This window comes from Streptomyces lincolnensis, assembly GCF_021173675.1.
Lineage (GTDB): Bacteria > Actinomycetota > Actinomycetes > Streptomycetales > Streptomycetaceae > Streptomyces > Streptomyces lincolnensis_B.
In genome coordinates, this window is record NZ_JAIHON010000008.1 from 191746 (window position 1) to 217014 (window position 25269).

Annotated in this window: 21 protein-coding genes and 1 pseudogene; 13 read left to right on the forward strand and 9 right to left on the reverse strand. The window is 72.3% G+C overall.

The genetic code is table 11. The features are described 5' to 3' along the window. Nucleotides 1-182: 182 nt before the first annotated feature. Complete coding sequence (locus K4B79_RS24655) at nucleotides 183-1283, forward strand: citrate synthase 2 (RefSeq protein ID WP_232029076.1); 1101 nt, start codon at nucleotides 183-185, stop codon at nucleotides 1281-1283. A gap of 340 nt (nucleotides 1284-1623) precedes the next feature. On the opposite strand, the gene K4B79_RS24660 is transcribed toward K4B79_RS24655, so the two are convergent. After that, entirely contained in the window at nucleotides 1624-1785 is a 162-nt protein-coding gene (locus K4B79_RS24660; protein WP_232029077.1) for a hypothetical protein, read from the reverse strand. A 150-nt stretch (nucleotides 1786-1935) separates the two neighbouring features. Between K4B79_RS24660 and K4B79_RS24665 the strand changes: the two are divergent. Together K4B79_RS24665 and K4B79_RS24670 are read left to right on the forward strand one after the other, a co-directional pair. Next, nucleotides 1936-2280, forward strand: a pseudogene (locus K4B79_RS24665) (GNAT family N-acetyltransferase); the annotation flags it as partial. A 150-nt stretch (nucleotides 2281-2430) separates the two neighbouring features. Then, nucleotides 2431-3864, forward strand: coding sequence for a PAS domain-containing protein (locus K4B79_RS24670; protein ID WP_232029078.1), 1434 nt, complete (start codon nucleotides 2431-2433; stop codon nucleotides 3862-3864). A gap of 41 nt (nucleotides 3865-3905) precedes the next feature. On the opposite strand, the gene K4B79_RS24675 is transcribed toward K4B79_RS24670, so the two are convergent. Continuing rightward, nucleotides 3906-4724 (reverse strand): SIS domain-containing protein, encoded by an 819-nt coding sequence (locus tag K4B79_RS24675; protein WP_232029079.1) that lies wholly within the window; start codon nucleotides 4722-4724, stop codon nucleotides 3906-3908. Nucleotides 4725-4932: 208 nt separating this feature from the next. Between K4B79_RS24675 and K4B79_RS24680 the strand changes: the two genes are divergently transcribed. Continuing rightward, nucleotides 4933-5625: a metal-dependent transcriptional regulator gene (locus tag K4B79_RS24680; protein WP_232029080.1), complete on the forward strand. Its 693-nt coding sequence runs from the start codon at nucleotides 4933-4935 to the stop codon at nucleotides 5623-5625. Between the two features lie 680 nt (nucleotides 5626-6305). Further along, on the forward strand, nucleotides 6306-7238 hold the full coding sequence (locus K4B79_RS24685; RefSeq protein ID WP_232029081.1) for an alpha/beta fold hydrolase: 933 nt from the start codon (nucleotides 6306-6308) through the stop codon (nucleotides 7236-7238). Between the two features lie 106 nt (nucleotides 7239-7344). On the opposite strand, the gene K4B79_RS24690 is transcribed toward K4B79_RS24685, so the two are convergent. The 3 genes from K4B79_RS24690 to K4B79_RS24700 form a co-directional block, all read right to left on the reverse strand. After that, nucleotides 7345-8952, reverse strand: a complete 1608-nt coding sequence (locus K4B79_RS24690; RefSeq protein ID WP_232029082.1) for a transporter — start codon at nucleotides 8950-8952, stop codon at nucleotides 7345-7347. Then, nucleotides 8949-9722 (reverse strand): ABC transporter ATP-binding protein, encoded by a 774-nt coding sequence (locus K4B79_RS24695; protein ID WP_232029083.1) that lies wholly within the window; start codon nucleotides 9720-9722, stop codon nucleotides 8949-8951. The genes K4B79_RS24690 and K4B79_RS24695 overlap by 4 nt, the downstream gene beginning before the upstream one ends. Nucleotides 9723-9785: 63 nt before the next feature. Next, nucleotides 9786-10448, reverse strand: coding sequence for a bifunctional DNA primase/polymerase (locus K4B79_RS24700; protein WP_232029084.1), 663 nt, complete (start codon nucleotides 10446-10448; stop codon nucleotides 9786-9788). Nucleotides 10449-10747: 299 nt separating this feature from the next. Here K4B79_RS24700 and K4B79_RS24705 point away from each other — a divergent pair, with 299 nt between their 5' ends. Both K4B79_RS24705 and K4B79_RS24710 read left to right on the forward strand, forming a co-directional pair. Then, nucleotides 10748-12133 (forward strand): transcriptional regulator, encoded by a 1386-nt coding sequence (locus K4B79_RS24705; protein WP_232029085.1) that lies wholly within the window; start codon nucleotides 10748-10750, stop codon nucleotides 12131-12133. A 170-nt stretch (nucleotides 12134-12303) separates the two neighbouring features. Continuing rightward, nucleotides 12304-14334, forward strand: a complete 2031-nt coding sequence (locus K4B79_RS24710; protein ID WP_232029086.1) for a hypothetical protein — start codon at nucleotides 12304-12306, stop codon at nucleotides 14332-14334. 46 nt (nucleotides 14335-14380) lie between these two features. Here the strand turns inward: K4B79_RS24710 and K4B79_RS24715 are convergent, their stop codons facing one another. Beyond that, nucleotides 14381-15685 (reverse strand): ABC transporter substrate-binding protein, encoded by a 1305-nt coding sequence (locus K4B79_RS24715; protein WP_232029087.1) that lies wholly within the window; start codon nucleotides 15683-15685, stop codon nucleotides 14381-14383. A gap of 118 nt (nucleotides 15686-15803) precedes the next feature. On the opposite strand from K4B79_RS24715, the gene K4B79_RS24720 reads away from it, so the two are divergent. Next, on the forward strand, nucleotides 15804-16304 hold the full coding sequence (locus K4B79_RS24720; RefSeq protein ID WP_232029088.1) for an SCO4402 family protein: 501 nt from the start codon (nucleotides 15804-15806) through the stop codon (nucleotides 16302-16304). Between the two features lie 98 nt (nucleotides 16305-16402). Continuing rightward, a complete protein-coding gene (gene purU, locus K4B79_RS24725) occupies nucleotides 16403-17281 on the forward strand; it encodes a formyltetrahydrofolate deformylase (RefSeq protein ID WP_232029089.1) in 879 nt (292 codons plus the stop codon). A gap of 167 nt (nucleotides 17282-17448) precedes the next feature. On the opposite strand, the gene K4B79_RS24730 is transcribed toward purU, so the two are convergent. Both K4B79_RS24730 and K4B79_RS24735 read right to left on the reverse strand, forming a co-directional pair. Further along, nucleotides 17449-18651 carry a zf-HC2 domain-containing protein gene (locus K4B79_RS24730; RefSeq protein ID WP_232029415.1) on the reverse strand — a complete coding sequence of 401 codons (1203 nt, stop codon included), beginning with the start codon at nucleotides 18649-18651 and terminating at the stop codon, nucleotides 17449-17451. Nucleotides 18652-19067: 416 nt separating this feature from the next. After that, nucleotides 19068-19649: a sigma-70 family RNA polymerase sigma factor gene (locus K4B79_RS24735; protein ID WP_232029090.1), complete on the reverse strand. Its 582-nt coding sequence runs from the start codon at nucleotides 19647-19649 to the stop codon at nucleotides 19068-19070. A 345-nt stretch (nucleotides 19650-19994) separates the two neighbouring features. Between K4B79_RS24735 and K4B79_RS24740 the strand changes: the two genes are divergently transcribed. Together K4B79_RS24740 and K4B79_RS24745 are read left to right on the forward strand one after the other, a co-directional pair. Continuing rightward, entirely contained in the window at nucleotides 19995-20375 is a 381-nt protein-coding gene (locus K4B79_RS24740; RefSeq protein ID WP_232029091.1) for an STAS domain-containing protein, read from the forward strand. Nucleotides 20376-20567: 192 nt separating this feature from the next. Then, nucleotides 20568-21080 (forward strand): EF-hand domain-containing protein, encoded by a 513-nt coding sequence (locus tag K4B79_RS24745; protein WP_232029092.1) that lies wholly within the window; start codon nucleotides 20568-20570, stop codon nucleotides 21078-21080. 75 nt (nucleotides 21081-21155) lie between these two features. On the opposite strand, the gene K4B79_RS24750 is transcribed toward K4B79_RS24745, so the two are convergent. Beyond that, a complete protein-coding gene (locus K4B79_RS24750; protein ID WP_232029093.1) occupies nucleotides 21156-22658 on the reverse strand; it encodes a class I adenylate-forming enzyme family protein in 1503 nt (500 codons plus the stop codon). 277 nt (nucleotides 22659-22935) lie between these two features. On the opposite strand from K4B79_RS24750, the gene K4B79_RS24755 reads away from it, so the two are divergent. Both K4B79_RS24755 and K4B79_RS24760 read left to right on the forward strand, forming a co-directional pair. Further along, nucleotides 22936-24129, forward strand: a complete 1194-nt coding sequence (locus K4B79_RS24755) for an amidohydrolase family protein (protein ID WP_232029094.1) — start codon at nucleotides 22936-22938, stop codon at nucleotides 24127-24129. 6 nt (nucleotides 24130-24135) lie between these two features. Beyond that, complete coding sequence (locus K4B79_RS24760) at nucleotides 24136-25269, forward strand: acyl-CoA dehydrogenase family protein (protein WP_232029095.1); 1134 nt, start codon at nucleotides 24136-24138, stop codon at nucleotides 25267-25269.

The window sequence follows — 25269 nt, forward strand, 5'->3', positions numbered from 1 at the left end:
CACTGAGTGCCGCGAACGCTCCCCAAAGGTGGCACTCGGGGATATGGTGCTGATGCCGTCCCGAGGGATGACCGCCGACCGCACGGGGCATCACCGGGGTGACCGCCCGGGACCGCGAGTCGACCGTACGACCGTGGATCCGCGGGGCGCCATCCGTCGTACCCATCATGAGGAGCCGCCTGATGTCCGACTTCGTACCCGGGCTCGAGGGAGTCGTCGCGTTCGAGACGGAGATCGCCGAACCCGACAAGGAGGGCGGCGCACTCCGGTATCGGGGCGTCGACATCGAGGACCTGGTCGGGCACGTCTCGTTCGGCAACGTCTGGGGCCTGCTCGTCGACGGCGCGTTCAACCCCGGCCTGCCGCCCGCCGAGCCGTTCCCGATCCCCGTGCACTCCGGTGACATCCGCGTCGACGTGCAGTCCGCGCTCGCGATGCTCGCGCCGGTCTGGGGCCTGAAGCCGCTGCTGGACATCGATGCCGCCCAGGCCCGCGAGGACCTGGCCCGCGCCGCCGTCATGGCCCTCTCCTACGTCGCCCAGTCCGCCCGCGGCCAGGGGCTGCCGATGGTCCCGCAGAAGGAGATCGACAAGGCGCAGTCCGTCGTCGAGCGGTTCATGATCCGCTGGCGCGGTGAGCCGGACCCCAAGCACGTCGCCGCCGTCGACGCCTACTGGACCTCCGCCGCCGAGCACGGCATGAACGCCTCCACCTTCACCGCCCGCGTCATCGCCTCCACCGGCGCGGACGTGGCCGCCGCGCTCTCCGGCGCCGTAGGAGCCATGTCCGGGCCGCTGCACGGCGGCGCGCCCTCCCGCGTCCTGCACATGATCGAGGAGATCGAGCGGACGGGCGACGCGGAGGCGTACGTCCGGCAGGCCCTCGACAAGGGCGAGCGTCTGATGGGCTTCGGGCACCGCGTGTACCGCGCCGAGGACCCGCGCGCCCGCGTCCTGCGCCGCACCGCCCGCGAGCTCGGCGCCCCGCGCTTCGAGATCGCCGAGGCCCTGGAGAAGGCCGCCCTCGCGGAACTCCATGCCCGCCGCCCCGACCGTGTCCTCGCGACCAACGTCGAGTTCTGGGCCGCCATCGTCCTCGACTTCGCCGAGGTCCCGGCCCACATGTTCACGTCCATGTTCACCTGCGCCCGCACGGCCGGCTGGTCCGCGCACATCCTGGAGCAGAAGCGCACGGGCCGCCTGGTGCGGCCGTCCGCGCGGTACATCGGCCCGGGCACGCGGGACCCGCGGGAGATCGAGGGGTACGGGGACATCGTGCGGTAGTCGCCCGCACTGGACGCAGACGACCCGCGAGCTCGGGTTCCCTCGCCTGACGGCGGGGAGCCGGCCGGACTTACCGGCGAGCTCGCGGGTCGGGTGACTGCGTTGGTTTGGGCCGGCTGCGTGTTTCGCGCACACGCTGGTCCGGCACCGCACTAGGTGTGGTGGCGAGCCGCTAGCCCGCAGCCACCTCGCGCGTCCGGGTTTCACTCATTTACCCGATCACCTCCTTTCGGCGTAGGCCACACATTAGGAAGCGGTCCGGCACCGATCAACCGGTTTTTCGAGAAGTTGACTCTGAGGGTTCCTGCCGGGTGCTGTAGCCGTATCCGTCGCCACAAGATCATGTGGGGTCCGCCACGAACCGGCTCAGCCGATAGGTGGTCGGGTGCTCCAGGCGGCCGCACAGTGTGTCGATCCGGATCATCGACTCGTCGACGCGTTCCTCCCCGAGACGGTGCAGGTGGGCGCGCAGCTCCGCCTTGTCCCGCGTCTCCAGGGTCACCTCCCATCGCCCCGCGTCCGGCGCAGTTCGGGCGGCCGCCCGCTGTCTCTCCGTTTGTTGCCGCCGCTTTCTCTTCCCCTGTCCTGGCATCGGAACAGAATCGCTGGCCGGTATGAGGGCGGCAAGGCGATTGGGCCGAGCGCCACGCCGGAGCGAGCGCGGCGGTACCGGCTGGAGAACGCGTATGTCGGGGACGAGCTCGTGGGGTGTTCGACCGTGCGGCCGCCGGAGGGGGAGGGGGCTGTGGCGACCGTGATCGCGCGGGTGCTGCCCGGGTGTCGGCGGCGGGGTTTCGGGACGGCTCTGTACGAGAAGGGTCTTGATCGTGCGCGGGTGCTCGGTGCCCGGGTGGTCGAGACGTGTGTGCCGGCCGCCAACGAGGACGGGGTGCGGTTCGCGGAGGCGCGCGGGTTCCGGGAGGTCGATCGGTATGTGCTGGACGGCGAGACCGACCTGTGGATCGATCTGCGGCTGGAGTCGCCCGTCGGCGGGTAGTGCGGTTTTGGGACGTTTCCGGCGTACAACGATTCCTTCAATCTTGTGGGAACCCGGTGTGTGCTGCGTCACGTTCGAGTTCAATGATGGTCAGTGAGCGAACCGGCGTGTTGTAAGTGCGACGGACGCGGCAGCCTGCAGGGGGTCCAGGTGAGTGCTTCCCGGCGTAGTGGGACCACCGACGAGATCGGACCGGACGAGCAAGGGCCGGAGGGTCCGCAGGGCTCGGGCGGATCGGGCGGCTCGGAGGGTCCGGGTGGCTCGGATCTGCTGGCCGCGCTGCTCGACGGGATGGACGCGGCCCTGTGCGCGTTCGACGTGGACGGGGTGGTCACGCACTGGAACCGTGAGGCGGAGCGGATCCTCGGCTGGACCGCCGAGGAGGCGGTGGGGCGGCACGGGTTCGCGGGGTGGGCCGTACGGAGTGCGGACGCCGAGGACATCGAGGGGCGGCTGCTGTCGGCGATGCACGCCCCGGGACGGCAGGTGCACGAGTTCGCGCTGCTGACCAAGGACGGCGGGCGGGTGCTGGTGCGGACGCAGTCGGCGGCCGTGCGCGGGCCCGACGGGAAGCCGGCCGGTCTGTACTGCGCCTTCAGCGAGGTGCACGCGCAGATCGACCTGGAGCGGTCCATCGCGCTGAGCGAGGCCCTGTTCGAGGACGCCTCCTGGGGTGTCGTGCTGGTCGACGCCGATCTGCGCCCCGCCGTCGTCAACGCGCACGCGGCGCGGGCGCTGGGGATCGGGCGTACGTCCGTCCTGGGCCGGCCGCTGGGCGAGCTGCTCGCGCAGGGCGTGGAGGAGCTGGAGAGCGCGCTCACGCATGTGCTGGCCGAGGGCGCGCCGCCGGCGCCCGCGGAGATCTGGGTGAGTGTGCGGACCCCGGAGGGCGAGCAGCGGCGCTGCTGGCGGTGCGGGTTCGTGCGGCTGGCGTCGCCGCTCGCGGAGGAGCCGGTGCCGTTGGGTGTCGGGTGGCTCTTCCAGGACGTGACGGAGGGCAAGCAGGGCGAGCAGGAGGCGTCGCTGCTGCGGTTCCGTACGAACCAGTTGCACCGGGCCGCTCGGGCCGCCGCCGAGTGTGAGGATCCGCGGGAGGCGGCGACGGTCCATCTGGACTTCGCGCTGGCCGGTTTCGCCGATCACGCGCTGATCGACCGGGTGGCGGGCGGTGCGGTGGCCGACGGTGAGGCCGAGGGGCCGCTGCGGCTCGTGCGGGTCGCCGCGACGCCCTCCGGGGCGCCCGGGCCGAGTCTGCACACCGGGCAGGCGGGGCTGCCCGTGCGGTACGCCGAGGGGCATCCGGCGTTGCAGTGCGCGGACCGGATCGGGTCCGTGCGGGCGAGCGTGGGGGCGGTGTCCGCGGAGGCGGCCCGGGACTGGGCGGTCGCCCGGCAGTGGCCCGGTGACTCGGTGCACGCCCTGTGCGCGGTGCTGCGCAGCCGGGGCCGGACGCTGGGTGTCGTGACGTTTCTGCGCGGGGCCGGGCGGAGTCAGTTCGAGCGCGGGGACGCGGTGTACGCGGAGGACGTGGCCGTTCGGATCGCGGCGGCGCTGGATCTGGGCGAGGTGCTGGGGCGGGGGTAGGGCGACAACGACGTACCCCTACCGCCGGTACAGCAGTGCCCTCACCGCCGGTAGAAGATCCGCTCCCCGTACTTCTCGAACACCTCGTCGTTCCAGGCCGGCCCTCCGTCCACGTTCCCCGACCGCAGCAGGGGCGGTTCGATGCCCCGGTCGGCCAGGTCGCCGGCCGCGGTGGCCATGACGGCCTGGAGGAGGGCCGAGGTGACGACGGTGGAGGCGGGGGCGAAGGGGGCCGGGACACTGTCGAGGGTGAGTTCGGCGTCGCCGACGGCGATCTTGGAGTCGAGGACGATGTCGCAGTGGTCCTTGAGGAAGGTGCCGGAGGCGTGCCGGGGGGAGGTCTCGGTGGCGTAGGCCACCGACGTGACGCCGATCACGCGGATGCCCAGCTCACGGGCCCGCATCGCCATCTCCACGGGCAGCGCGTTGCGGCCGGAGAGCGAGATGATCACGAGGGCGTCGCCCGCGCGGAGCGGGGAGCAGGCCAGGACGGTGCTCGCGAGGCCCTCGACGCGTTCCAGGGCGGAGCCGAGCGTGGCGGGCATGACGTCGACGCCGACGAGACCGGGCGCGGCCAGCAGGTTCATCAGGGCGAGTCCGCCGGCGCGGTAGACGATGTCCTGCGCGGCGAGCGAGGAGTGTCCGGCGCCGAAGGCGAACAGGCGCCCGCCGGAGGCGACGGTGTCGGCGAGGAGTCCGCCGGCCGCCCGGACGGGCTCGGCCTCCTCGTCCCGGACCCGCTCCAGCAGACGGATCGCGGAATCGAAGAACCGGCCGGACAGCGTGCCCTCGGTCGTGACGTCGGTGACATTCGTGACGCCAGAATCGTCACTGCCACTCCTGTTGCCCGTGTCGCCCATGCGAGAACCCAGCCCCTTCGTCGCCGTGTCGCGGATCACCGTGCGGTCTGGACCAGTGGGATGTCAATACGGCCGTGCGGCCGTTGGTAACCCCTTGGTTTCACCGGCGCGGCACGGTTGTCAGTGGTATCCGGCAGAATTGACTCCAGGGCCAGCGCACGCGCCGCGAAGCTGTCGTGCTTCCGGCAGATCTCATCAAGGGGCACGTATGTCCGGACTGATCGACACCACGGAGATGTATCTCCGCACCATCCTCGAGCTGGAGGAGGAAGGTGTGGTCCCCATGCGCGCCCGGATCGCCGAGCGGCTGGACCAGAGCGGGCCGACCGTCAGCCAGACGGTGGCGCGGATGGAGCGGGACGGCCTGGTGGCCGTCGCCAGCGACCGGCACCTGGAGCTCACCGACGAGGGCCGTCGGCTGGCCACGCGCGTGATGCGCAAGCACCGCCTCGCCGAGTGTCTGCTCGTCGACGTGATCGGCCTGGAGTGGGAGCAGGTCCACGCCGAGGCGTGCCGCTGGGAGCACGTGATGAGCGAGGCCGTGGAGCGCCGTGTGCTGGAGCTGCTGCGCCACCCGACCGAGTCGCCGTACGGCAACCCGATCCCGGGGCTGGAGGAGCTCGGCGAGAAGGACGGCGCCGACCCGTTCCTGGACGAGGGCATGGTGTCGCTCGCCGACCTCGACCCGGGGGTGGAGGGCAAGACGGTCGTGGTGCGCCGGATCGGGGAGCCGATCCAGACGGACGCCCAGCTGATGTACACGCTGCGGCGGGCGGGCGTGCAGCCCGGCTCGGTGGTCAGCGTGACGGAGTCGGCGGGCGGTGTGCTGGTGGGCAGCGGCGGCGAGGCGGCCGAGCTGGAGTCGGACGTGGCCTCCCACGTGTTCGTCGCCAAGCGCTGAGCGGCGCCGGGCGCCGCGTGGCCGGTGCCGAGCGAAGGTGCCGAGCGAAGGCGCCGAGTGCCGGTCCTGTGGAGTGCGTCCTTCCGCGCCTTTCCAACAGGCGGCCGTCAACTGCCGTGAACCGGGAGGCAGTTGTGGCGCTCCGCCGATGGCGCCGAAAGCAAGATCCAGTGTGTGGAATGGCAGCGCACGGGCGCGTCCCGTGCGAGGCTGTCGCGTGAGGCATATGACCTGAGGGGCTCTTGGCCGTGGCCGGCAGTGATGCCGTCCGGCCGGGGAGGGGACGGGGACGATGTGCCGTGGTGAACATGGAGAGGGCCCCGGCGCCGTGTGGCGCCGGGGCCTGTCCTCCCCTGTGCTGACCCGGAGCCCCGAGCTCCCAGGGTCATCCCCTTCGGACCGATTTCCCCGAGCGGTCCGCCTCCCGCTGAAGATCTCCCCTCGGCAGCGGCGATCATTCCTTGAGTGCGGTCACTCGAACGAGGGGTGTTGGCGGCGAGAACGGCATCTTCGAATAGGCATTCGATAGTCTCGCGGGGGTGCGGGTGACGCATCACGCGGCCCACGCGCTTCAGGGGTAGGGCGGGGGACGACGGACAGAGCAGGCCAGGACGGGGTTCACCAGGACCGGTCGGCGAGAGAACGGACGGTCCGAGCGGAGCTAGGGGGGTGCCGGAACCATGGTGCGACGCATCGACGTGACCGGGGCGGGCGACGTACGCCTGGCGGCCTGGGAGTTCGGCGACCCTCCCAAGAGCGATCAGGGCAGGGACCTGCCGCAGGGGGCGCACCCCGTGCCCGCGCCGCGCACGCCGGGCTCCGGCGAGACGGATCGGGCGCCCGGTGTGCTGTTACTGCACGGCCTGATGGGCCGCGCCTCGCACTGGGCCTCCACCGCCCGCTGGCTCTCCGAACGGCACCGCGCCGTCGCACTCGACCAGCGCGGACACGGCCAGAGCGACAAGCCCCCAAGGGCCGCCTTCACCCGCGAGGCCTACGTCGAGGACGCCGAAGCCGCCCTCGAACAGCTCGGTCTCGCCCCCGCCGTCCTGGTCGGCCACGCCATGGGCGCCCTGACCGCCTGGCAGCTCGCCGCCAAGCGTCCCGACCTGGTCTGCGGGCTGATCATCTGCGACATGCGGGCCTCCGCCCTAGGCGCCGCCTCCCAGCGCGAGTGGGAGGACTGGTTCAAGGCCTGGCCCGCCCCCTTCGCCACCCTCTCCGACGTACGCAAGTGGTTCGGCGAGGACGACCCCTGGGTGGAGCGCCCGAGCCGGGCGCGCGGCGAGTTCTACGCCGAGGTCATGCAGGAGTCCCCCGACGGCTGGCGCCCGGTCTTCGAGCCGGAACAGATGCTGGAGTCCCGCGAGACCTGGGTCTACGACGCCCACTGGGAGGAGCTCGCCCAGGTGCGCTGCCCCACCCTGGTGGTCCGCGGCCTGGACGGCGAGCTGGGCCGCGCCGAGGCCCAGGAGATGGTCCGCGTCCTGCCCCGCGGCCAGTACGCGGAGGTCGCCGACGCCGGCCACCTCGTCCACTACGACCAGCCGGACGCCTGGCGAGCCGCCATAGAACCGTTCCTGGACAGCGTCCTCACGGACCGCACGGGCTGACCCCGCCCGCTGCCGAGGGAGCCGTCGGCGCGGCTCCCCCCCCGGGGCTCCCCTCCGCTCCCCGCAGCCTTGCTCACCCTTTGCCGGCCGGCGCCAGGATCTCCGCTCACCCCTTGCTCACCAGCGCCAGGATCTCCGGCAGCCGACGGGCCGTCCGCGGTGCCGCCAGCCGCAGCCCCGCCTCCGTGACGAGCACGCCGTAGACCGTCCCCACGGGCAGCAGCAGCCAGCTCCACTGCTCGCCGCCCTCGCTGACGTTCAGCCAGATGGTCCCCGCGATGACGGGAGCGCACAGCAGGGCCGCGGAGACCATGCCGCCCAGGATGGCCATGAAGGCGAGCCCGGACTGCCCGGGGGCGACGTTCTTGTAGCCCTCCTGAGGGATGGAGTAGGGAAAGCGCGCCGACGTCCACGCCCCGGTCGCCAGCATCGCGCCGAGCAGCGCGAAGGACAGCCCCAGCACCTCGGGCAGCTTCGGCCAGTCGTCCAGCATCGCCGTCGTCAGGACGGTCACGAGGGTTGCGTACGGCAGGGTGATCACCAGCAGGGCCAGCGCCCGCGCCCGCAGCTCGACGTAGGCGTCCCGGGTCGAGGAGATCGTCATCGCGACCATCCAGAACGCGGAGGTGTCCTGCCCGAACTGGTTGTACATCTGCACGCCCAGCATCCCGGCGGCGAAGCAGGCGAAGTAGATGGAGCCGGTGCCCTGGAGCGCGTTGAACACCGGCACGATCAGCCCGATGGCCAGCGAGGTCACCCAGGCCGCCTTGGTCTTCGGATCCCGCCACACGTACCGCAGGCTGCGCTCCATGACCGTGCCGGTACGGCCGGCCGGCAGCAGCCGGGACAGCCCCGTCGAGCTGCGCTCCCGGCTCTTGGCGTCGGCGCCCTGGAGGGTGGAGCCGTCCGGCGAGGTCATCAGCTTGGTCAGGTGTCGCGACCACACGGCCAGCAGTGCCACCAACGCCAGCGCGGACAGGGCGAGCTGGAGGAAGGCGATGCCGTAGGACCCCTCGCTCGCGGAGTCCGCCGCCCCGATCGCGGAGCCCGGCGGCACCCACTTGAGCACCTCGGCCGGCCCGTCGAGCTGTCCGAGGCCGCGCGATCCCAGCCGCTGCGCGCCGAAGTTCACCACCTGCGCCCCGACCGCGATGACCAGTCCGCTCAGCACCGCCAGATCACGGCCCTTGCGGCTGGTCAGCAGCCGGATGTTGGCCGCGGCGACGGTCCGGGCGAGGGCCACGCACACCAGCAGCCCGAGCACGACACCGATGACGCCGACGACGTACGCCGCACCGCCGTGCGCGACCGCGATCACCGACCCGGTCAGCACGCACAGCGTGAACAGCGGCCCGATGCCGACCAGCGAGGCCATGAGCAGCGCCCGCACCAGGGGCCGGGGCCGCAGGGGCAGCATCACCAGCCGGGTCGGGTCGAGGGTCTCGTCGCCGCTGGGGAAGAACAGCGGCATCACCGCCCAGCCGCCCGCCAGCACCGCCACCAGCAGCACCACCACCGACCCGGCGTGCGCGTGCCCGCGCAGCGCGATCAGCCCGAGGAACTGCACCACCGAGAAGAGCAGCACGGCCACGGCCGAACCGATGTACGCGGCCCGCCGCCCGCCGGACTGCTTCAGCCCGTTCTTCAGCAGCGACAGCTTCAGCCGTACGACGACGGAGTCGATGTTCGCCGCGAGGGCGCCGTCGGTGCTCACCGGGTCGCCCCGCCGCCCAGCCAGTCGAGGTGCGAGCCGGTGTCCCGGCCCTGCGCCCCGACGAGTTCGAGGAACGCCCGCTGCAGGGAGGGAGCGTCCCCGCGCACCTCCGCGAGCGTCCCGTGGGCGCGGATCCGGCCGGCCGCCATGACGGCCACCCAGTCGCACAGCGACTCGACCAGCTCCATCACGTGCGAGGAGAAGACGACGGTGGCGCCGGAGGCGGTGTACCGCTCCAGGACGCCCCGGATGGTCTGCGCGGACACCGGGTCGACGCCCTCGAACGGCTCGTCGAGGAAGAGCACCTCGGGGTTGTGCAGGAGCGCGGCGGCCAGGCCGATCTTCTTGCGCATGCCGGTCGAGTAGTCCACGACCAGCTTGTGCTGCGCCCCCGCGAGGTCGAGGACGTCCAGGAGCTGGGTGGCCCGCTTGTCGACCTCGGCACCGGGCAGTCCCCGCAACCGCCCGGTGTAGCCCAGCAGTTCACGCCCGGACAGCCGCTCGAAGAGCCGTAGCCCCTCCGGCAGCACCCCGATCCGGGCCTTCACCTCCACCGGGTCCCGCCACACGTCGTGCCCGACGACCTCCACGTTTCCCGCGTCGGGCCTGAGCAGCCCGGTCACCATCGACAACGTGGTGGTCTTCCCGGCCCCGTTCGGTCCCACGAGCCCGATGAACTTCCCCGCGGGCAACTCCAGATCGATCCCGGCCACAGCAACCTGCTGCCCGAACCGCTTCCAGAGCCCCCGCACACTCACAGCCGACGTCATGGACGTCAACCTTAGGGGCGCGGGGCTGTGCTCAACTATGCGGCTCCGCCGCGCGGGCGCACGTCACCGATCCCGACCGCACGCGTAAGCAAGCGGTGAGATGAGCTCTTCGGCATCCGGCAGCCACCGATTCGCAGGCGTGGGCCGACAAGCCCACTGCACAGCCCCCGACGACCCGAACCGTGTAGGCGGCGCAGCCACATACGCACCCTCGCCCAGGGCGACCAGATCCAGCGACGAGGGAGTCCACCCCAGCTTCCGCACCAGCTCCGGCACCTTCACCGACGCCCCCGGCAACACGAAGAAGTGCATCCGCCGATCCGGAGTCAACGTCACGGGACCCAGCGTCAACTCCATCCGCTCCATACGCGCGAGCGCGAGGAACCCGGCCGTCTCCGGGACGGAGATCGCATCGAACGTACGCCCCGTCGGCAGCAGGATCGAAGCGGTCGGCTGCTTCTGCCACATCCGCCGCGCGACCGTCGCGCTCCCGGTCGCCTGCGTCCCCCAGTCCCCGCGCGCCGGATGCGCGCCGGGGGCGGCGCACGCGGCGTCGCCGCACGAGCAGCGCTGCGCCCCGTCGACGGCTTCCAGCCACGTCCCGGGAAAGACGTCCCAGTGGCGCTCCTCGGCGTAACGTACGGCTGTCTCCAGCAGCGATTCGCCACGCTGCTTCGGAATCTGGGCGGCTTCGGTACCCGCGATCGTCTCTTCCACGCTGAACACAACTCCCGCACCCACCTCGGGTTACGGCCAGGTCCTGGCGCGGGGGAAGCGCATCGATTCCGCATCCGGGGCGCATGGGTGCACGGGTGGGGGCGCAGAGGAGGAACCTCGGCCCTGGCTGGGTAGCCACGTGTGGGGGCGGCAACAGTCTAAGAGCCTGTGTCACATCCCCGGCAATCCTCGCATGCCTCGCATTTTCGCCACGTTGGCGGGGCATTGATCTTCACGGCCGGAACTTTTCGGTGGAAGACACGTCAACTCGGTGCGTGGGCAGGCACCGCAGCCACAGGGGGTACGCCATGGCCGCAAGGCCTCTCGTCGCGCGGCAGCCGAACGAACGGTTGCAGGCGCTCATCCAGGAAGCGGGTTGCTCGAACGCCGGGCTGGCCCGCAGGGTCAACATGTGCGGCGCCGAGCACGGTCTCGACCTGCGCTACGACAAGACCTCCGTCGCGCGCTGGCTGCGAGGCCAGCAGCCGCGGGGCCGCGCCCCGGCGATCATCGCGGAGGCGCTCGGCCGCAAGCTCGGCCGTACGGTCACGATCGACGAGATCGGCATGGCCAACGGCAAGAACCTCGCCTCGGGGGTCGGCCTCCAGTTCTCGCCGACGGTACTGGGGGCCATCGAGCAGGTGTGTGAGCTGTGGCGCAGTGACGTGGGGCGGCGGGACTTCCTGTCCGGCTCCTCCGTCGCCGCGTCGGCGCTGGTCGAGCCCAGCCGCGACTGGCTGATCTCCTCGCCGGACTCGCAGGTCTCGCGCGCGGCCGGGCCCCGGGTGGGGCAGTCCGACGTGGCGGCCGTGCGCGCGATGACACAGGCGCTGGTCGACCTCGACCACCAGTACGGCAGCGGGCACGTACGCCCGGTCGTCGTGCACTACCTCAACAGTGTCGTCTCCGGGCTGCTGGCGGGGTCGTACCGGGAGGCGGTCGGGCGGGACCTGTTCGCCGCGGTGGCCCGACTGACCGAGCTGGCCGGCTACATGGCCGTCGACACCGGCCAACCGGGCCTGGCCCAGCGGTACTACATCCAGGCGCTCCGGCTCGCCCAGGCGGCCGGCGACCGCGGCTACGGCGGGTACGTCCTGGCCGCGTCCATGAGCCACCTCGCCGCGCAGCTCGGAAACCCGCGGGAGATCGCGCAGTTGGCGCGGGCGGCGCAGGAGGGGGCGCGCGGGCGGGTGACTCCTCGGGCGGAGGCGATGTTCCACGCGGCGGAGGCCCGGGGGCACGCGCTGATGGGCGACGTGCGGGCGGCGCAGGGCGCGTCGGGGCGCGCGGTGAGCGCGCTGGAGCAGGCGGATCCGGCGGCCGGGGACGACCCGGCGTGGATCGCGCACTTCGACGAGGCCTATCTCGCCGACGAGTTGGCGCACTGCCACCGCGACCTCGGGCAGGCGGAGGCGGCGGCGCGGGCCGCGCAGGAGTCCCTGGACGGCCTCCCCGAGACCAAGGCGCGCCGGCGAGCGATCGGTTACGTCCTGCTGGCGACCGCCCAGGTGCAGCAGCGGGAGGTGGAACAGGCCTGTGCCACCGGTCTGAAGGCCGTGGAACTCCTGGAGACCCTGCGGTCCAACCGGGGCGCCGAGTACCTGGACGACTTCCAGCAGCGGCTGGAGCCGTTCCGGGACGAGCCCGTGGTAAGGGAGTTCGGGGCTCGCCTGGACCTTCAGGCGGCCGCGTGAAAGGAGCCCGTTCCAAGGCGTGAGGGGCCGGTTCCGTCGCTGCGGCCGTGGTGATCTGTTACCGCGGTCACAGGGACGCAGGTCACCTCATGTGCTGCGTAGCACCTGGCTCCGGGGACCCGGTAGCGTGAGCCGACGATTCCGAAGGTCCCCCATTAGTAGGAGTCCCGGTGACGCAGAGTGGACAGGGCGAGGAGCCCTCAGCGCGCGAAGCGCGCGAAGGCATCGTGCTGCCCTCCGACGGCGGGGAACCCCTGCTGCCGGGAATGACGGGCGGCTACGGGGGCCGCCCCGGCCCGCAGCAGCCCCGGACACCCGACCCGACGCCCGGGTACGGCCAGTCCCCCTCCGGTTCGGCGTACGACCAGGTCTACGGGCAGGCGTCCGCGGAGCCGCAGGGACAGGCGCCCGGGCAGCCGCCCGCGTCGGCACCGGCCGGCGGCCAGGCCTGGGGCACGCCCTGGGGACCCGACCAGCAGCAGGGCGACGCCCAGCAGCAGGATCCGGCCCACCAGCCTCAACAGCAGGGACAGGGCTGGTCGTCGCAGCCCGCGCCGTCCTGGGGCACCCCCGAGCAGAACAACCAGGCGCCCTCCGCCCACTGGAGCCAGCAGGAGACCCCGGGCGGCATGCCGCCCCAGTCCCAGCCCCAGTCCCAACCGCTGCCCTCCGAGGGCGCGCAGGCCCCGGCGTACGGCGCCGACGCGTACTCCGCGGGGACGGGCGGCTACTCCGCGGGGACGGGCGCCCCGCAGCAGCCCACCGGGCACGACAGCAACCCGCCCACCTCGTACTACCTGCCGCCCGTCAGACCGGACGCGCAGCCTCCCGCCCCGCAGGCCGACGCCTACGGCTCCCCCCTGCCGCCCGAGACGGGCCACCACGGCGCCCGGCACACCGGCGGCTACGACCCGCACGCCGGCGGCGCTCCGATGCCCCCCGCGAGCCCCTACGACTCCCCGGCAGGGGGAGCGCCCCTGCCTCCCGCCCAGCCCTACGACGGTCACGCGGGCGGGACCCCGATGCCGCCCGCCGGGCACGGTGCCCAGGGCGGGCCGCTGCCGGCCGCCCGCCACGCGGCACCCGGTTCCGGGCCGCTGCCGCCCGCCGACGAGGGCGCCACACAGTACATACCGCCGGTCGCGGCCGACGCCGGTCCGGAAGGCGTGACCCAGTACATACCGCCGGTCGGCCCCGGGGCGCTGCCGCCGGAGACGGACACCGCGCCGTCCGGTGAGTCGACGCAGTTCCTGGGCCGTACGCCGAGGGACGGATCCCGGCCCGGAGCGGGCCCGCTGCCCGCGGCCAACCCGGACGCCGAGGCCACGCAGTACATCGCGCTCGTGCCCGGCCAGCAGCCCGCGGGCATGCCGCACGGCGGGGACCGGCAGCCGCCCTCCGAGTTCGACAACCTCTTCCGCAGCGACCCCGGCCCGGCCGGGGCCACCCAGCACATGCCCCGCATCCAGCAGCCCGAGCCGGCCCCGGCCGGACCGTCGGGGTACTTCCCCCCGGGGGCGGACGGCGGCCGTCCGGGCGGTTACGACGACGGGGGACGCGGCCGGGGCGGTCGTAGCAGATCGCGGGTGCCGGTGATCGCCGCCGTCGGCATCGGGATCGCCGTCCTGGGGATCGGCGCCGGGGCACTGCTCGCCGGGGGCGGGGGTGGTGACCAGAAGGACGACAAGAACCAGCCCGTCTCCGCCACGGCTCCCGCGGACGAGTCCGCCTCGCCGTCGGCCGATCCGGCGGAGCAGCAGGCGGTCGCGCTGGACAAGCTGCTCGCGGACAGCGGCAGCAGCCGGACGACCGTGATCAACGCCGTGGAGGACGTGAAGTCCTGCAAGGACCTGGGCCAGGCGGCCAAGGACCTGCGGGGCGCGGCCCGGCAGCGCACCGGTCTGGTGACCCGGCTGTCCGGGATCTCGGTCGACAGGCTGCCCGGGCACGCGGCGCTGACCGACGCCCTCACCAAGGCCTGGCAGGCGTCCGCGTCGGCCGACAACCACTACGCGGCCTGGGCCGACCAGACGGCCGGCAAGAAGGGCTGCAAGAAGGGCAGGGCCGTCGTCACCGGCCAGACCCAGGCCGGCAACCGGGCGAGCGGCACCGCCAGCACCGAGAAGGTCGAGGCGGCCAAGCTGTGGAACGCGATCGCGAAGACCTACGGCCTGACCGAACGGCAGCCCACCCAGCTGTGACCCCGGGCCGGGGCGGACCCGACCCGGGCGGCTCGACGCGCCCGGCTCAGTCCAGGTCGGCGTTCTTCAGCGTGTCCGTCACGTCGGTGAAGCCCTTCCTGGCGGACACCAGCCGGCCCTCCCGGACGACCTGGAGGGTCACGTCCGTGTTGACCAGCCGCGGATAGCCGACGGCCGCGAGCGGGCCCTGGAAGCGCCACTTCAGCGTCGGCGTCAGCCCGCCCGTGGTGACCTCCAGGCCGTTGTCCAGGGCCTTGTGGACAGCGTCGGCGGTCACCTGGCCGCCGCCCAGCGACTCCACGACCTCCTTGAAGGCCGTGTACGCGATCCAGGTGGTCTGCACCCCGGCGTCCGCGGCGTCGATGCGGTTGTCGTCGAAGGCCTGCTCGCTGATGACCTTCTTCATCGGATCCCAGCGCGGGTCGGTCTCCACCGGGTACCAGCCGGTGATGTACGAGCCCTCGTACGGTCCGGACGCGCCGCCGGAGGCGTTGATCATCGTCTGGTCGACGTTGCCGAGCACCATCGCGGTGCGGACGTCGGGGTGGTCCTCGCGGGCGCGCCGGAAGGAGTCCATGAAGGTGTCGGTGCGGTCGCCGAGCGCGGGCACCACGCATCCCTGCTTCGCCGGGTCCGTGGTGGTCCTCTCTAGTGCCCGGTCCGCCTGTGCGGAGTACTCGGTGGCGTCCTCGGCCGCCCGCACGTCCTGGGTGCCCGCGTGGCCGCCCGCGGTGAGGCCGGAGTCGAGGAGGGAGGGCAGGGCGTCGCCCGCGATGGTGTCGGGCCGGACCAGCGCGACGGGCCCGCAGCCCGTCAGGGCGCTGCCGAGCCCGGCCAGAAGGGTCGGCTGGCCGCCGTTGACGGGGTAGGACAGCGGGCTGGTGAACTCGTCGGTGGTGAGGCCGTAGCCGCCTATGTAGGGGATGCCCGCGCCCTCCAGGGGCGGCAGGAACGAGTCGGCGTACTGGCTGTAGGAGCCGACGACCGCGACCACGCCCTCGTCGACCGCGCGCTGGGCGCACCGCGCGGCGGCCAGGCTGTCGTTGCGCTCGTTGCAGGTCAGGACGGTGAGCTTGCGGCCGTCGAGACCGCCGTGGGCGTTGACCCAGCGGGCGTAGGCCTGCGCGAAGGCGGGCATGCCCGGTTTGTTGGTGGCGTTGGTATCCTCCGGGGCCCAGGTCATGACCTTGATCGGATCGTCCCCGGAGCCCCCCGTGGCACCGGGGACGACCCCGCATCCGGTGGTGAGCGACACACTCGCCGCGAGTGCTCCCGCCGCCAGGGCGGTGGCTCTGACGGGCCGGGGGAGCTTGGGGAGGAAGGTGCTGCGTGTGCGTCGCCTGCCGGTCATGCGTACACACGCTTCCGTCACACCACTAACCCGGGAGTGACTGTTGGTTATCGACCGGTGACGTGAAGGTGAACAGGGAGGGGGTCGGGGGACCTCCGAGGAGGGGAACGTACGATCGATGACCGTGCAAGGTTCGGAGAACTCTTCCCGTCGCAGCCGTCGCTCGGCCACCATGGGCGGCATGCCACTCAACGACATGCCGTGGTGGCGCTGGCGCAGCAATGTGCGCTCCGCGCTGCACATGCTCTCCGACCCCGTGTTCCAGCGGGACGTCTGGCTGGCGGGCGCGGACGGGTACGGAGACGTGACCGACGCGGTGTACCGCCTGGTCGAGGACACCTGGCTGGACAACTGGTCCGCCGAGAAGTACGTCGGCACGATCTTCCGGGACTCCCAGGAGGCGGCCCTCGTCGACACCGCCGTCCTGCGGGTGCTGCGGATCATGCACCAGGTCGGTCCCGACGCCCCGGTCTCCGCCTACATGGACCACCAGGGCTGGCCGGACGCGGTCCGCGCGGCCCGGGACGCGCACGTGCGGATGGCGACGGCCGACAGCGAGGACCCGGACGCGCCGCCGCGCACGCTGGAGGTGCTGCGGATCATGACGCGCTCCGCGTAGTGGCGTGTTCCGGTCGGTGGCGTGTTCCGAGTGGTTTGAGGTCCGCGTGGCGAGACAGCGGGCCGGTGGGGGTGGCGTGATATGCGACCCTGTCCTGCATGAACGCGCAGTCCGGTCAAGCCGCCTCCTCCGACCAGTACGTCCTCACCCTCGCCTGCCCCGACAAGCAGGGCATCGTGCACGCCGTGTCGAGCTACCTCTTCATGACCGGCTGCAACATCGAGGACAGCCAGCAGTTCGGCGACCACGACACGGGGCTGTTCTTCATGCGCGTCCACTTCTCGGCGGAGCCGCCGGTGACGGTGGACAAGCTCCGGGCCAGCTTCACGGCGATCGGTGACGCCTTCCAGATGGACTGGCAGATCCACCGGGCCGAGGACCGCATGCGGATCGTCCTCATGGTCAGCAAGTTCGGCCACTGCCTGAACGACCTGCTGTTCCGCGCCCGCATCGGGGCACTGCCCGTCGAGATCGCCGCGGTGGTGTCCAACCACACCGACTACGCCGAGCTCGTGAAGTCCTACGACATTCCCTTCCACCACATTCCGGTCACGAAGGACACCAAGGCCGAGGCGGAGGCGCGGCTGCTGGAGCTGGTGCGGGAGCAGGACGTCGAGCTGGTCGTCCTCGCCCGGTACATGCAGGTGCTCTCCGACGACCTGTGCAAGCAGCTCAGCGGGCGGATCATCAACATCCACCACTCGTTCCTGCCGAGCTTCAAGGGCGCGAAGCCGTATCACCAGGCCCATGCGCGGGGTGTGAAGCTGATCGGGGCGACGGCGCATTACGTGACCGCGGACCTTGATGAGGGGCCGATCATCGAGCAGGAGGTCGAGCGGGTGGGGCACGATGTCACGCCGGACCAACTGGTGGCGATCGGGCGGGACGTCGAGTGCCAGGCGCTGGCGCGGGCCGTGAAGTGGCATGCGGAGCGGCGGATCCTGTTGAACGGGCGGCGGACGGTTGTGTTCGCCTAGGAGCTCGGGGGTTCTTGTCGTCTGGCGGCTGCGGGTGGTTCGTGGTCGCTCGCGCAGTTCCCCGCGCCCCAAAGAGGTTGGGCAGCTGGTCCCACCTTTTTAGGGGCGCGGGGAACCGCGCGACCAGCCCCACTCACCCGCACCCGCCGACGAACCGCAACCCGCCCCTACATCCGGCTCAACGCCGCCGCAGCGAACAGTACGTCCCTGATCGCGTCCCGATCCCCCTGCTGACCCGCCGCCGCCTCCTCCGGTGACACATGACCCGCGGCGAGATGACAGAACTCCACCCCGTCCAACGCCACGTGCGCGACCTCCCGCTCGGCGGAGCCCACCGCGCCGGGGGAGTCGAGGGGGATGAGCCAGTTGCCGCCGCCGTGGCCCTCGATCTCCAGGCGGAGGCTGCGGCCGGGCTCGCCGGCGGGGACGAGGTGGCGGCCCGCGGCCGGCGCGGCGAGGCCGCTCTGCCGGCGCGCCGCGAGGACGGCGGGCAGCATGCGGGCCGCGAGGTCGATCATGCGGTTGAGGTGGCGGGCGGAGGGCGCGGCGTACGGGTAGTCGACCGCCTCGGCGATGTCCTCCGCGTGGACCCAGCACTCGAAGGCACGGTCGAGCATCGCGTCGTGCAGGGGCAGCTCGAAGTCGCCGTAGGAGACGGCCAGCCGGCCGGTGGTGCCGCCCGTGAAGGAGACCGTGCGCACCAGATCGTGGCTCTGCTCGCGCCAGGGCGCGCGCACGGACCGGGTCGGCGGGTAGTGGGAGGCACGCCAGTACGCCTCGGTGCGCGCGTCGGGCGTCGGGGCCTCGGCGGCGGCGTCGCCCAGCGGGTCGTCGAGGCCGAGGGCGACCGCGACCAGGCCGTCGACGGTCAGCAGGTGGGAGATGACCCCGGCGACCGTCGTGCGGCGGCTGGCCTGTCCGGTGCCCTCGAACCAGCGCAGGCGGACCGGCGCGTGCCACTCGGCGTCGCCGAAGTCCTGGAGCAGCGCGTCCAGGCGGGCGGTCTCCGCGTCGTACGGCGTCGCCCACTCGGGCACCGGGATGCGCGGCGGGCGCCGGTCCAGGCAGCTGTCCAGGACGCGGGTGCGCAGGCCGGGGTCCAGGTCGAGGCTTTCGGGGCGCTGGAGCAGGCCGACCGCCTCGCGCAGCCGCAGTGCCTCGTCCGCGCAGCTGCCGCAGTCGCCGAGGTGTTCCTCGACGGCGAGCGTCTCCTCCGGCGAGCAGGCGGACAGCGCCCAGGCCCCCAGGAGCGCCTTCAGGACGCGGTGCTCCAGGACGAGCGGGGCGGGCGGCGGTGCCAGGTCACCCAGCTCCTCCAGCGTGGGCAGCGGACGCCCGCTGTCCTCGACGGAGGCACGGGGCATGGGTATGCGGGGCGGGCGGTCCGGGTCGGGGGTGTCACCGTTCCCGGAGCCGTCGGGACCATTCGGACCGCCGGAGCCGTCCGGGCCGCCGGGATCGCCGGGCCCGCCCTGACCCGAGGAGCCGGAGGCGCCGGTGCCTCCCGGGCCGGAATCGCCCGACTCGCCGGGGTGGCCCGGGAGGCCGGGGCCGCTCGGGCTGCCGGGCCCGCCAAGGCCGTTGGGACCATTCGGAGCGCCGGAACTGTCCCGGCCGCCGGGCCCACCGGGGCCGCCCGGGCGAGCGGGACCGCCACGGCCGCCGCAGGTGTCAGGGCCGTCGGTGTGGTGCTTCCACGGCTCCTGACAGTCGCCGGTGTTCTCCCCGTGCTCCTTGTCCTCGGCGTCGTCGGGACCGTCGTACGCCTCGAAGCGGCCGGCTCCGCTCACGCGGCACCCCCGTATCCGGGCGGTGCCCCGGGGGCCGCGGAGTCGTGGGCCGTGGCCAGCAGTTGCAGGCCGAGGCGGAGGCGGCGGCGGGCCTCGTCCTCGGTGACGCCGAGGTCGGCGGCGGTCTGGCGGTAGTCGCGGCGCTGGAAGTAGGCCAGCTCCAGGGCGGCGCGCAGCGGGACGGGCATGGCCTGGACGATGTAGTCGGCGCGGGCGGCGACCGAGGCGTGGCGGACCTTCAGCTCCAGGTCCTCGGTGGAGCCGTGGCCCTCCTGGGCGAGCGCGGCGGTCTCGGTGGCGCGCAGCCGCTGCACCGCGAGGCGGTGGGTGAGGCCGGCGACCCAGGAGCGCAGGGGGCCCTGCTTGGGGTCGTAGGCGTCGGGGTGTTCCCAGACGTGGACGAAGACCTCGCGGGTGATGCCGTCGGCGGCGCGTTCGTCGCCGAGCACGCGGTGGGCCAGGCCGTGCACCAGGGAGGCGAACCGGTCGTAGAGCTCGCCGAGGGCGGCCGCCTCACCGCGTGCGAGTCGCTGCTGCATCTTGCGGTCCCAGCGGGGCGGTGCGTCCTTCTTCGCCATGCGGCCCCCTCACCCTGCCCGTGTCCCCGTCAAGCCTGCGCCCACCGTCTCCTCGAATGTAGTCGGCACCTCTCCTGGCGCACGCCCCTTTGTGGCAATGTGCGCCCCCGGAGAGGCCGTGGGTGGTAGTGGACCTTCCTTCTGCCGTCCTGCGGCGTGCCTACCCGCTCGCGCGGCGATCAGACACGATCCATGAACGATCGAACAGGATCGAAGGCGACCAGAACAAGCCTCTTTCGATCGGTTTCCGTTTCTGGGCCCGTGTTTCAGGGAACGGCCGCTGGGCAGCCGCGCTGCAAGGAAGCGTAGGAAAGGCTTCCGTTTGCTTTCCGGCGATCGAAGGGCATGGTGGTGGCGTTCAATGTGACCGGCGAGGGGCAGGGCGACTGGGCCGTGCTCCTGGTGTCGGGCGAGCTGGATCTGGTGACGTCGCCCGTGCTGCGGCAACGGGTGCACGACGTGGTGGCCGAGGGCGGCCACAGCATCGTCCTGGACCTCTCCGAGGTGTTCTTCTGCGACTCCAGCGGCGTCGGCGTGCTCATCGCCTCCCGCCGCCTGATCCGCTCGTGCCAGGGACGGCTGCGTCTGATACTCCCGGCCCAGGGCGCGGTGGACGGCTCGCACGTCAACCGGGTGCTGGGCGCCCTGGGCGTCCGCCGGCTGTTCGACGTCCACCCGGACGTGGACTCGGCCGTCAGAGAGGACGCGGACCCGCTCTCGGCGTGACCCACGGCCGGCGTGACCCCTGCCGACGTGGCCACCGCCGGAGTGACATCGCTCACCCCCACTGCCACATCGTTGTCCCGAAATTCCCCCGGTCTTGGCACAACCGCCACTTTCGCGCGCCCGAAGGCCCCGGCTCGTCGTACGCTCCGTGCCAGACGCACCCCGACGTGACGTAAGGCGGCCCGAAAAGACATGGTCAGCAGCGAGTACGAGCGCAGGATCGCCGCCCGGTTCGCCACCTTCGATCAGGACGGCAACGGCTACATCGACCGCGCGGACTTCAACACGGCGGCCAAGGCGCTGCTGGACGAGTTCGGTACGGCGGCCCGCTCCGACAAGGGCCAGGCCCTGTACATCGGCGCGGAGGCGTTCTGGCAGGGCATGGCCGGCATAGCGGACCGGGACGGTGACCAGCGGATCACCCGGGAGGAGTTCGTGGGCGGCGCGGTCAAGCGCCTGCGCGACAACCCCGACCGGTTCGCCGAGATCGCCCGCCCCTTCCTGCACGCGGCCCTGGCCGTGGCGGACGGCGACGGGGACGGCCGGGCCACCGTCGAGGACACCGTGCGGGTGCTGAAGGCCCTCGGCGCGGAGGAGGAGGCCGCCCGGACGGCCGCCACCGCCCTCGACGCGGACACCGACGGCAGGATCGGCGAGACGGAGATCGTGACCGCCTTCGCCCGCTTCTTCACGGTCCCCGAGTGACCGTTCCCCACCGTCCCCGAGTGACCGTTCCCCACCGTCCCCGAGTGACCGTTCCCCACCGTCCCCGAGTGACCGTCAGCTTCCCGAGAAGCGTTCGCGCAGCTTGTACTTGAGCACCTTGCGCAGCGTCTCGCCCCGCGGAAGGGCGTCCACGACCTCAAGCCGCTCCGGCAGCTTGTGCGTCGCCAGCCCTGCCGCGCGCAGGTACGACGTCACCGCCGCCAAGGTCAGCTCCCCGGCCCCCGGCGGCTGTTCCACCACCGCGCACACCAGCTCACCGCGTTCGGCGTCCGGCAGCCCGACCACCGCCACGTCGCCGACCAGCGGGTGCCCGTGCAGCAGGTCCTCGATCTCCTGCGCCGAGACGTTCTCGCCCTTGCGGATGATCACGTCCTTCAGGCGCCCGGTGAGCACCAGATGCCCGTTCTCCGTGAGCCGCCCCAGGTCCCCGGTGCGCAGGAACCCCTCCTCGTCGAAGGCCGCCGCGGTCTGCGCCGGATCCAGATACCCCTGACAGACGGCCTCCCCCCTCAGCCGCACCTCCCCGTCCACGATCCGTATCTCCATCCCCTCCGGCGGTCGCCCCTCCGTCGTCGCCAGCATCTCCGCGCTGTCCTCCGGCGAGCCCATCGTGATCATCGGCACCTCGGTCATGCCGTACCCGTGGGTGAGTTGGACGCCCATCTCGCGTACGACGGCGTGGTAGAGCTCCGGCGGCTTGGGAGCCCCGCCGCCCGCGAGCAGCCGGAGCGTCGGGACGACCTTCCCGTCCGGCCGCCTGCGCTGCTCGGCCAGGAACATCGAGTAGAACGCCGTCGACCCGCCCGCGATCGTCACGCCGTGCCGGCGGTAGTCCTCCAGTGCGCCCGGCATCGCGAACTGCTCGAACAACACCGCCGGGAAGCCGTAGAGCAGCATCATCACCAGGTAGTCCGGGCCGCCGATGTGGGCGTAGGGGAAGGCGATCGAGCCGATGTCGGCGGCGGTGGGGCGCAGGGCGTGGGCGAGGCAGGAGCCGCCCGCGATCAGGGAGCGGTCGGTGTGCAGGACGCCCTTGGGGGCGGAGGTGGTGCCGGAGGTCCAGTAGATCCAGCGGACCGGGCGGCCGTCGGCGGGCGGGGCGGGGAGCACCCGGGGGTCCGCGTCGGGGAGCCGGTCGTAGGCCTCGAAGACGCCCTTGGCGCCCAGGCGGTGGGCCATCTCGGTGTGGTCGAAGCCGCGCCACTCGCCCGGTACGGCGAAGTACTCCGCCTTGGACTCCCGCAGCGCGAAGGCGACCTCGCGGTCCCGGTAGAAGGGGATGACCGGGGTCTGGACGGCGCCCAGGCGGGCCAGCGCGCAGGAGAGCAGGACCGTCTCGACCCGGCTGGGCAGCTGCCAGGCGACCACCGTGCCGGGGCGTACGCCGAGGTCGTACAGGCCGGCCGCGACCCGTTCGGCCCGGTCGCGCAGTTCGCCGAAGCCCAGTGTGCGGTCGTCCTGGAGGAGGACCGGCCGGTCGGGGGTGAGGTCGGCGCGGGCGGTGACCAGGTCCCAGAGGGTGCGGGAGGTGCTGAGCGCGTGCGCGGTGTCGTTCACGGCGGCCGCTCCTTTTGTTTGAGGCTCGGTTCGCCTCCGGGGCGCAGTAGCCGGTGTCGAGACCACGACCGTGCTCGACCCTTCGGGCCTCCGCGCGCTCGCACTCTCGACACCGGCGCGCCCCTTCGGCTCACTCGCCGGTAGCTGACGGGTAGTCAGATCGGTGGCCAGAGCGTAGGGCTCGGCGCCTTGTCGGTCCAGGGGCCCGGCACTAGCCTGCTTGTGACGACGGATCTGACGGTCCATCAGGTATCGGTACGGCCGAGTGGGGGGACCCATGACCGAACTGCCCCGCATCATCAGCGTCGACGACCACGTGATCGAGCCCGCGCACCTCTTCGAGACCTGGCTGCCGAGGAAGTACCGGGACCGCGGCCCGAAGCCCCTGACCGCCGGGATCGGTGAACTCGCCTACGTGGGCGGCAAGTACCGGATCACGATGGACCCGGACGGCCAGCCGACCGACTGGTGGATCTACGAGGACCTGAAGTTCCCGTACAAGCGCAACATCGCCGCCGTCGGCTTCGACCGCGACGAGATGACGCTGGAGGGCATCACCCGCGCGGAGATGCGGCCCGGCTGCTGGGACCCGGTCGAGCGGCTCAAGGACATGGACCTCAACCATGTCGAGGCGTCCCTCTGCTTCCCCTCCTTCCCCCGCTTCTGCGGCCAGACCTTCGCCGAGGCGCACGACAAGGAGGTCGCGCTCGCCTGTGTGCGCGCCTACAACGACTGGATGGTCGAGGAGTGGTGCGCCGGCAGCGGCGGCCGGCTCATCCCGCTCTGTCTGATCCCGCTGTGGGACGTCGACCTCGCCGTGGCGGAGATCCGGCGCAACGCCGCCCGCGGGGTGAAGGCGGTGACCTTCTCCGAGATCCCCACCCACCTGGGCCTGCCGTCGATCCACTCCGGCTACTGGGACCCCTTCTTCGCGGTCTGCCAGGAGACCGGCACGGTCGTCAACATGCACATCGGCTCGTCGTCGCAGATGCCGGCCGCCTCCCCCGACGCCCCACCCGCCGTGCAGGCCTCGCTGTCCTTCAACAACGCGATGGCCTCGATGATGGACTTCCTCTTCAGCGGCGTCCTGGTGAAGTTCCCGCGCCTGACCCTCGCCTACTCCGAAGGCCAGATGGGCTGGGTGCCGTACGCCCTGGAACGCGCCGACGACGTCTGGGCGGAGCACCGCGCCTGGGGCGGGGTCCGCGACACGATCCCCGAGCCGCCGTCGACGTACTACTACCGCCAGATCTTCTGCTGCTTCTTCCGCGACAAGCACGGGGTGGCCTCGCTGGACGTGGTGGGCCGCGACAACGCCACCTTCGAGACCGACTACCCGCACGTCGACTCGACCTTCCCGCACACCAAGGAGGTCGCCCTCGACCACGTCAAGGGCCTCGACGACGAGACGGTCTACAAGCTGATGCGGGGCAACGCGATCCGCATGCTCGACCTGGACCTCGACCGGTAGTCCGCGATGGACCTGTCGGACACGCCCGAGGAGGAGGAGTTCCGGGCGCGGCTCAGGGAGTGGCTCGCCAAGGTGCTGCCCACCCTGCCGCCCAAGCCGTCCCCGGACGACTGGCCCGCCCGCCGCGCCTACGACCTCGGCTGGCAGCGGACGCTGTACGACGCCGGGTACGGGGAGGTGCACTGGGACGCGTCCCCGGCCACCCGGCTGATCTTCCTGGAGGAGACCGAGAGGGCGGGGGCCCCTTATGTGGGCGCCGGCTTCGTCGGACTCCTGCACGCCGGGCCGACCGTCGCCGCCGAGGGCACGCCGGAGCAGCGGGCCCGCTGGCTGCCGCCGATCCTGCGCGGCGAGGAGGTCTGGTGCCAGGGCTTCAGCGAACCGGACGCCGGTTCCGACCTCGCGTCGCTGCGCACGCGCGCGTGGCGGGACGGGGACGCCTACGTGGTGAGCGGCTCCAAGATCTGGACCTCCCACGCCGAAGTGGCCGACTGGTGCGAGCTGTTGGTGCGCACCGACCCGACGGCGGCCAAGCACCGGGGGATCACCTGGCTGGCGATGCCCATGTCCGCGCCGGGCGTCACGGTCCGGCCGCTGCGCACCCTCGCCGGGTCGGCCGAGTTCGCCGAGGTGTTCCTCGACGAGGTCCGCGTCCCGGTCGCCAACCGGGTCGGCGCGGAGAACGACGGCTGGCGCGTCACCATGGTCACCCTCTCCTTCGAACGCGGTACGGCCTTCGTCGGCGAGGTGGTGTCCTGCCGCCGCGTCCTCGGCGAACTCGCCCGCACGGCACGGGAGAACGGCCGCTGGGACGACCCCGTCCTGCGCCGCCGCCTCGGCCGTCTCAACGCCGAGTTCCGCGCCCTGTGGCGGCTCACCCAGTGGAACGTCAGCGAGGCGGAGCGGACGGGCGGCGTACCGGGCGTCGGCGGGTCGGTCTTCAAGCTGCGGTACTCGCACGCACGGCAGGAGCTCTACGACGCCGCCGCCGATGTCCTGGGGCCGCGCTCCCTCGACCTGGACGGCCCCTGGACCCTGGACCGGCTGTCCTCGCTGTCGTACACCATCGCCGCCGGCACCTCGCAGATCCAGCGGAACATCGTGGCCGAGCGGATCCTCGGCCTGCCGAAGGGGCCGTGA